We start from the raw sequence: 8,564 nt of genomic DNA on the forward strand, positions 1-8,564 counted from the left end.
GCGGCAGTGCAAGATCCAGAGATAAAAAAACAATTAGCTCTTAGACTATCTGCATTATATGAAGATGTAAAAGATTTTTCTAAGCATTACTCTGACACGTATCTTGGTAGCGTAACTGAAAATCCTCATATTACTAGGTTAATAGAGTCTTTTGCTTTTCTGCATAACAATTTTCTCAACTATGCACTGGACGTAAAGCACTCGTACTTAGTGTCATCTATTTTAGATTTACTGTATCCGCATCTAACAAGGCCTATTCCTTCTGTAATGTTTATAAAGATGGTACCAGATGCTAAACAAGAGCAATCTATATTTATATCTAATAAAACTTTATTAGAGGTAGAGTACAAGGAAATGAACGCTACGTTTAAAGTGGGTTATGATACAGAAGTTGTACCATTAGCTATCGATAGTATTAAATCTTTTAATGTGGAGAACGATAAAAGCAGCCCTACTGGCAGCGTGAGTTGCATGTCTCTTCTAGTAAGCAGTACAAACGATCATAGTATAGATACATTAGGAGTAAAAAAAATAAGGTTTTTTTTACAAGATATAAAACATATATCATATATGCTTTATGAGAGTTTATTTTCTTATCTAACAGGTATAATTATTGAAGATGAGACTAGTTGTAAAAAAGTTGTTTTGAGTAAGGAGTCTGTATCTAGCGTAGGCCTAAAGTTAGATGAGAATCTCTTATATCACAATAATAAAACTTTTCCAGGTTATCTTTTTCTAACAGAGTTTTTTTTATTTCCGCAAAAATTTCTCTTTTTTGACTTAAATGTTGAGAATAAATTATCGAATTTTTCATCCTCTGTTAAAATAAAATTTTATTTTAGCAACCATTTCGTCATTGATTCTGTAAGTAATAATACTTTAGCAATGAATGTAATACCAACTATTAATCTTTTTGAAAAAGAGTCTGATCCAGTTGTTATGGAAGATGGTAAAATAGAGTATCCACTTATAATAGATAAGCAAAAACCCCAGCAATATTCTATTTATTCAATACAGAAAGTTGTCGTTGGATTGGGGGATGAGCAAATGTTAGCAAAGCCACTTGCTCAGTCTGCTAGTGAAACATCCGATACAATATTGTGGCATGTGGAACGGAAGACATCTGCTAGTCTTAACAGCGTACCTTATATAAGTTTTGTTACGAAAAACAGTACAAAAGAAAAGCCATATTTTTACGCTAACGCGTTGTGTTTTAATGGCAATATTCCATACGAAATTTTTCTTACTTCTCAAAGACAGGTACAGTTAAGGTTTATGGATGACACAATTCTTACAGGTAAAATTGAGGTTATAAAAAACCCTTCTAAAGTACAGTATATATGTAGTAATGTGGACAAGAAGATACAAGTATTAACCCACTTATCTGCTCATTATATAAGCATAATTGGTTCTGATGTAAAAGGTTTTCTAAAGGATATTATATCTGTGTACCAAGGAGCAATCCCAGCACTCAACAACAGTATATTAGACTCTATTGCTGACGTGGCAGTAGAAACTGCGGTCGAGCGTGTAAATACCGTAAATGGACCTAAATTTTGTACTGGTTTTTTATGTAAAGTAGTATTCGTTCTACCAGAAAAGAGCGATATAGACAGAGGTGTTTTGTACCTATTTTCTCAGATATTTGAAAAAGTATTAATATATTACTGTTCGATGAATTCGTTTATCAAGCTCAACACTTACATTTCAGATCAAGCATTGTATGTTGGGCCTTTAAGAATATCTTCCACATGATTAGTATCAAAACTTGCAAAGCTGAAAAGTATTTTTCAGATGATTTAGACTTTGAAAGTCTAGTCAAGTATCTTGAATTGTTTCGTAGCACACAAGAGCAAGGGTGTGAAATTAAGTTTTCTTGTTATTTAAAGTCACGATTAGATCATAATGGTATTGCTAATATTTCATACTTCCATGACGCACGTGGTGTCGGCAAACATACGTATAACATCAGCAGCTCTATGTTATCTCTTATAGGTTCTAACGGGGTATTTCCCAGTCATTATACTGATTTTGCGATAGCTAAGAAGAAAGAGGGAGATGCTAGTTTATCTGATTTTTTAGATATATTTTACAATCGGATTATGACCCTGTTATATAGAGTAATAAAATGGAATGACTTATATTTGAATTTTCAGCAATGTTTGCTAGGTAGCAAAAAACAAACTCCAAGATTGGTAAGCGAAATAAGCAGCTACATAGGTATAAAATATAACGATACTACTAAACCTTTACATATACTTTTAGGTTATGGTGGAGGGTTTGCCTTCAAGACTCGTCCCGCTTTTTTCATAAAGGCTATGCTATCTGAAATATTAGATAGCGAAGTGGATTTAAGACAATTTATACCTTTAGTGATACCTTTAAAAGATGAACAAAAAGCAATTCTTGGAAGACAAAATAGTATATTAGGAGTTTCTTTTTACATAGGATCTAACATATATTTGTATCAGAACAAGATATTAATCAAAATTAATCATTTGAATTTAAATCAATACGAAAAAATATATTCTTCATTGCAGATGAAAAATAGCAAAGTCATAAATATTTTAAATGTCTATTTAGGATATAAATCTAAGTACGAAATACAATTTGATGTCGATGCATCACATCAGGTCAATCAGTTAAGTGGTAACCATCCAGCTATTTTAGGCAAGATGGCATGGTGCCGCAGCGCCCAAATTTCTTACCCTACATCATGCACAAACAAAGAGCTTAGCACGTTAGAATTATAAAATACTAAATACAGATGTGAGACAACATGTTTTTATCCGCTAGATTGAATGTTTTCTACATTTATTTTTTGATCCTTTGTCACTTTTTTCATTTCAATTAGGAAGTGACCAAATCTTACACTTAAGTTAACTTGTCCAAAACGCATTCCTTGAGATTTTATATCTAATATTGCTATTGCAAGGTCTGGCATTATTTTTTCAGATATGATATGTTCGATCTGGCGTGCACCCATTGGTGAAATTGCACAATCTGCAAGGATCTTTTCTACGACTGAATCGTCGTATGTCAAATCTGCCTCATGGTTGTCATTCAGGCGTTTTTCAATCCTTTTAAGGTGTATACGTATTATACCACGAAGAGTTTCATGAGTGAGCGACAAGTAAGGTACTACAACTAAACGGCCTATAAACTCTGGTTTCAAATGTTTTAGTAACTCTGTGTGTACGGTTTCAGTTAATTTTTTAATATCAGAATCCTGAATAACATGCTCTTTTTCCTCTTCTGGCTCTTCTTCTTGCCCTTCTTCTTCATCCTGCCCTTTTTCGTTCACCTCATCATTTTTTCCATCTTCTTGGGTGTTATCGCATTTTTGATCTTGCTGTTGGGTATCATCTTGTTCATTTTCCTCTCCATTTTTTAAATCTTTTTCTTCTTCAAATTGAGCCGCCCTTGCGCCACCATCACCTACGGCATTATCTACTGAATCTTCAGAATCTAAAGATGCATTTTGCTCATTTTCCTCTTGTTTTTGCTTTCTTTTTCTATGTTCTTCATACTTGCCTAAACAAAAGTCTCTTACGGTTTTTGCACCTAGATTAGAAGTTAGAATTATCACAGTATTTTTAAAATCGACCACTACACCTTCACTATCTGCCAAAGTTCCTTTATCGAATACCTGCAAAAATAATTCCTGAACATTTGGGTGTGCTTTTTCTATTTCGTCCAGCAATATCACACTATATGGATTTCTTCTAACTTGTTCTGTAAGTCTACCACCTTCTCCGTACCCAACATATCCTGGGGGGGCACCAATAAGGCTTGCAACTTTATGTCCTTCTTTATATTCGGACATATTGATAGTGATGATACGGCTTTCATGTCCATAGATTACTTCTGCAATACTTAAAGCGGTTTCTGTTTTTCCAACACCACTTTCTCCAACCAATAAGAACACACCTATTGGTTTTCGAGCATCAGACATATTAGCTTTGGAGATGCGAATACTGTCTACAATACGCTCTACAGCATGCTGTTGTCCTATTACACGTTCTGCTATTTTATCATCCAGTGTCAGTACGTTTATTAGCTCTTGTTCTTGGCCTTTACTAGACACTGGTATGCCTGTCCAATTAGTTAGTACGTCTGCAACTACGTGTTCATCAACACACTCTGAAATTGTATCACTTTCTTTTTGTGCATTTTGTAATACTTGAGACTGTATTAGGTAAGCTTCTTTATCTTTATTTTTTCGAGCAAGCATCATTTCGCTAACAATTTCTATCTGCTCTTGCCATCTTTTTGCAGCATCATCAAATTCTTTTTGCATAGAATTTATCTCATCTTCTATCGACTGAACTGATACATCGGTTGCAAAAAAATCCTTCTCTATTCTTTTTTTGAGATGTTTTTTTATGTTAATTTTCTCCTGTAATTGTCTTAGAGACAAAGGAGGTAGGGAATTTTGTATTTTCACTCTAGCACAAGAACTATCCAGCAAGCTAACAGCTTTATCTGGTAAACGTAAATGAGTAAGATAACGTGCTGATAAATTTACAGAATTAATTATAGCTTTATCGGTTATATGTACGCTGTGATGTTTTTCTAAAAGTTGTGCCACGCCACGCATGATATCCACAGTGTGTTCTTCATCAGGTTCTAGCACTTTTACCAGCTGAAACCTTCTGCTTAGGGCGGCATCTTTTTCAAAAAACTTTTTATATTCAGCCCAGGTGGTTGCTCCTATAACGCTCAGCCCACCTGCAAGGGCAGGTTTTAGCAAATTTGCAGCATCTGCTCCTTTACCACTTGCCCCTAAAAAATTGTGAATCTCATCAACAAATAAAATAATTTTTTTTTCAGATTTCTCAATTGCAGAAAGTAAATCCTTTATCCGAGACTCAAATTCACCTTGTACACTAGCACCTGCATGCAACGCTGCTACATCTAGAGAGCGTAGAGAAGCATTTTGCAAAAGATCTGGCACTTGTTTGGCTAGTATACGATGAGCCAGCTCTAACACGACAGACGTTTTTCCTGTACCTGCTTCACCAACTAATACTGGATTACTTTGCTTTCTACGGCATAGTATATCCATAATTTGATTTAACTCCTTACCACGACCTATGGCTCTGTCAATTTTACCTTGAGCAGCTTCAGCAACCAAATCTACAGTGAACTTACGCAAAGTATTATTCTCATCTGCTCCCAAACCATCTGCTGGTAATTCCATACCAGAAACTTTTTTCTCATCTCTTTCTTTAATAAGATCATGCAACGTGGATTTTAACATCTCTATGTCTACATTTTTTAGTAAAGCCTGAGTAAGGCTGTTAATGTAGAATCCTGATGTATTACTCAAAAAACAGATACAAATATGACCTGAATTGATCTCTTGTGATTGATAATCTACAGATGCTAATGACCAACCATCATGAATTAGTGTTGTTAACGCAGTAGACAATGAAGGTACACCTTTATGTGTGCCTCTTAGATCATACGCACTTGGGCTAATAGCGCGTATAAAGTCTTCTGGTTTAATGTCAGCTTTTTGTAGTAATGCACAGAACAAAGAATTAGAATCTTCTGCAACTTTACACAAAAAGTGTGCCACACTCACCTCTGATGTTTTTCTAGTTACAGCAAGATTAATAGCAGCTTCTAGGGCTTTTATGCTTGAGTGATCTAATTTTTTAATTAAGGATTTTGTGCTAATTTGCATAATTCAATCGTTGCTGTGTAGAGGTTGTAAAAATTTATCAATCTAAAGAGGTTATAGTACAAAAATATTACCCAGGGATTTTAGCTACTAATCTAAGTGAGGTAGTCAATTCTTCGAGTTGCAACCATGGTCTTAAATAAGCTACAGCATTATACGACCCCGGTTTACCTGGCACTTCTTCTACCACTACTTTAGCATCTGCCAAAGGATATCTTGCTTTCAAAGCTTGGCCTGAATCAGGGTTAGAATTTACATAATTGAAAATCCATTTATTAAGCCAAGATTCAACATCTGTACGTTCCATAAAGGAACCGATTTTATCTCGCGCAATCACCTTTAAGTAGTGAGCTATTCTAGATGTAGCAAAGATATAAGGTATACGAGCAGCAATTTCAGAATTGGCGGTAGCATCTGGATCATCATATTGTGCTGGTTTGTTCATGGTTTGAGCTCCAAAAAACACAGAATAATCTTCACCCTTATAATGACACAACGGTAAGAATCCAAGCTTACTCAACTCCGCTTCTCTTCTATCTGTAATACCAATTTCAGTAGGACAAGAAAGGTCAATTTCACCATCATCACTTAAGAAAGTATGTACTGGCAAAGATTCAACTTTCCCACCATTTTCTACACCACGTATTGCAGTACACCAGCCAAATTCAGAAAATGCTCTAGTTAGCACTGCACCATACACAAACGCTGAATTCATCCAGCAATACTTGGAAGCATCAGTTTGTAAAGACAAGCCATCATTTCTAGTTTCAAATTCTTCATAAGAAAAATCTTCTATAGGGCAAGTAGCACTACCGTAAGGTACACGTGCCAAGGTACGCGGCATTGTTAATGTAATAAACCTTGATTCATCAGATTTTCTAAAGTTATTCCATTGAGCATATAAAGGAGAATCAAATATGCGCTCTAGGTCTGTTGGATCTCCTAACTCTTTCCATGATTTCATACCCATAACAGAAGAATCAGCAGCTGTGATACAAGGAGCAAAAGCTGCTGCAGATACCTCTGATAAATACTTCAAAAGACTAATATCTTGGGGATGATTTTTAAACTCATAATCAGCTACAAGAGTACTGTATGGAGCTCCACCGGCTGTACCATATTCTTCTTCGTATACTTTTTTAAACAGTTGGCTTTGGTCAAATTCAACTGCTTTATCAAAATCTTTAAGTAGGGTTTTTTTATCCACATTAAGGACTTTAATTTTCAATTGTGCACTGCATAAAGTATTTTTGACCATATAATGCAAGCCACGCCAAGTACCTTCTAGCTTTTGAAAATCTGGGTGATGCATAACAGTTCTTACCTGATCGGATACAATTTGATCCATTTTTGCAATGGCAAATTCTACTGTTTTGATTATGCTTTTTTCCCATGTAACAGAACCTTTTATAGCTTCATCGGCCAAAATTTTGATCAAGCCTTCTGTATAATCTTTATCACTGTCAGCGCTAGTGGCTTCTAGTACTTCATCTAAAATGCTAACTTGTTCGGATGCTGTTTCCGCAGACTGAGATTCCTCTTTCTGACCTTCTGTAGACATATTTTATTACTACCTATGAGATGTTATATTTTCACAATTATTCTGTTGGTTTTTCTTCATCAGGAGCCTGATCGCCATCTGCATCTGAATCACCTTTATCTTTAAAAGCCTCTGAAATAGACTTAAGATTTTCTTCGCTACTTAGCACTTTTTCTAATGCAGCTTCAAGTTTTTCTGATCTTTCAGCTTTACTTAATAACTCTTTTAGCTGAGCACGTATGTCCATTAATTTCTTTAAAGGTTCAATACCTTGTGCTACTTTTCCTGGAGAAAAATCGTCCATGCTATTAAAGGCAAGTTTTACTGGTAGTTCAGTACCATCATTTGTGACTTTATTTTCAACTCTTATTTCAACTCCGGGAGTCATGCTAGACATCACCTCATTGAAATTTTCCCCATGAATGTTAACAAATTTTCTCTTTTTTAAGGCTTTTAAAGGTTTGACTGGTTTTCCTGAAAAGTCACCCAATACACCAACAACAAAGGGAAGTTCTTTTTTTACAGTCGCTCCTCCATCTTCCACTTCATAAGAAATTTGTACACGAGGTTTTCTAACCTTTTTTATTTTGTCATAAATACTTTGAGCCATATCTGTACCGTATTTAAGTTAATTATAATTGTCATTAATCGTAATAATCTCCATCCCTTTCTTCGTTGCCACTTTTAGCAAATGGCACACCCGTAATTTTGCAGTAGCTCATCATCACATCACTACTTACAATATCTAACATCATTTCTGGAAGGGATAATTTAGCCCACCTTTCAATGCGCTCTAAAGAGTATGCTATAGGCGAATGCGGATCAGAATTTTTGAAAAACTTCGACAAAACAACCAATAAAGAAAGGGCTTGCTCTTTATTCAGTTGATCAGGAGAAAGTGATTCCAAAGCAAGAGAAGATGTAGCAGCAGGGCTACCACCTACTCCACCTTCACTTAATGCCGCTAACCTTTCTTTTTCAGCAAGGGCAGCGGCGGCTTGCCTAGCTTCTTCTTCTTCTCTTTTTTGTATAATTTCTTTGATTCCTTTAACTAAAGAAACACAATAAGTCAAAGATTGAGATACTTGCTGCAATTTAGGAGCATGCCTTGAAAAAACCTTACTAAGGGCAGAGTCAAATTGCTCAAAAGCTTTTTCACATTCAAGCACATCTTTTTCTACCTGAATAAAACCTGCTTTATCTATAACAGATATAACGGACTTTATCTCATCAATAGATTCTAATATTTCTGATCTAAGATCTTTAGCACCATCAGATTCTTCTAACATTTGCCTTACTGACCAAGCATTTAGTAATTCATCTGAATGCGTTGGT

6 protein-coding genes are annotated in these 8,564 nt (G+C 35.3%); 2 read left to right on the forward strand and 4 right to left on the reverse strand.

What is annotated here, in order from left to right:
- Positions 1 to 6 precede the first annotated feature (6 nt).
- Together tssF and FZC37_RS03105 are read left to right on the forward strand one after the other, a co-directional pair.
- Positions 7 to 1,755, forward strand: coding sequence for a type VI secretion system baseplate subunit TssF (gene tssF, locus FZC37_RS03100; protein ID WP_148952270.1), 1,749 nt, complete (start codon positions 7 to 9; stop codon positions 1,753 to 1,755).
- Positions 1,752 to 2,753, forward strand: coding sequence for a type VI secretion system baseplate subunit TssG (locus tag FZC37_RS03105; protein WP_148952271.1), 1,002 nt, complete (start codon positions 1,752 to 1,754; stop codon positions 2,751 to 2,753). Before tssF ends, FZC37_RS03105 begins: the two co-directional genes overlap by 4 nt.
- A 32-nt stretch (positions 2,754 to 2,785) precedes the next feature.
- Here the strand turns inward: FZC37_RS03105 and FZC37_RS03110 are convergent, their stop codons facing one another.
- The 4 genes from FZC37_RS03110 to FZC37_RS03125 form a co-directional block, all read right to left on the reverse strand.
- The gene (locus FZC37_RS03110) at positions 2,786 to 5,692 is read right to left on the reverse strand and encodes an AAA family ATPase (protein WP_148952272.1); all 2,907 of its coding nucleotides are present in this window, start codon (positions 5,690 to 5,692) and stop codon (positions 2,786 to 2,788) included.
- A gap of 67 nt (positions 5,693 to 5,759) precedes the next feature.
- Entirely contained in the window at positions 5,760 to 7,250 is a 1,491-nt protein-coding gene (tssC, locus tag FZC37_RS03115; protein ID WP_148952273.1) for a type VI secretion system contractile sheath large subunit, read from the reverse strand.
- A gap of 37 nt (positions 7,251 to 7,287) precedes the next feature.
- Positions 7,288 to 7,839: a type VI secretion system contractile sheath small subunit gene (gene tssB / locus FZC37_RS03120; protein WP_148952274.1), complete on the reverse strand. Its 552-nt coding sequence runs from the start codon at positions 7,837 to 7,839 to the stop codon at positions 7,288 to 7,290.
- A gap of 34 nt (positions 7,840 to 7,873) precedes the next feature.
- Positions 7,874 to 8,564 (reverse strand): hypothetical protein (locus FZC37_RS03125; RefSeq protein ID WP_172619358.1); only part of this gene is annotated, 691 nt, incomplete at its 5' end.

Source organism: Candidatus Sneabacter namystus, from assembly GCF_008189685.1.
In the GTDB taxonomy this organism is placed as follows: Bacteria; Pseudomonadota; Alphaproteobacteria; order Rickettsiales; family Rickettsiaceae; genus Sneabacter; species Sneabacter namystus.

Excerpts from the sequence above, each read along its gene's own strand:
- FZC37_RS03105 (WP_148952271.1), top strand. The coding sequence starts at position 1,752 with ATGATTAGTATCAAAACTTGCAAAGCTGAAAAGTATTTTTCAGATGAT.
- FZC37_RS03110 (WP_148952272.1), bottom strand. The coding sequence starts at position 5,692 with ATGCAAATTAGCACAAAATCCTTAATTAAAAAATTAGATCACTCAAGC.
- tssC (WP_148952273.1), bottom strand. The coding sequence starts at position 7,250 with ATGTCTACAGAAGGTCAGAAAGAGGAATCTCAGTCTGCGGAAACAGCA.
- tssB (WP_148952274.1), bottom strand. The coding sequence starts at position 7,839 with ATGGCTCAAAGTATTTATGACAAAATAAAAAAGGTTAGAAAACCTCGT.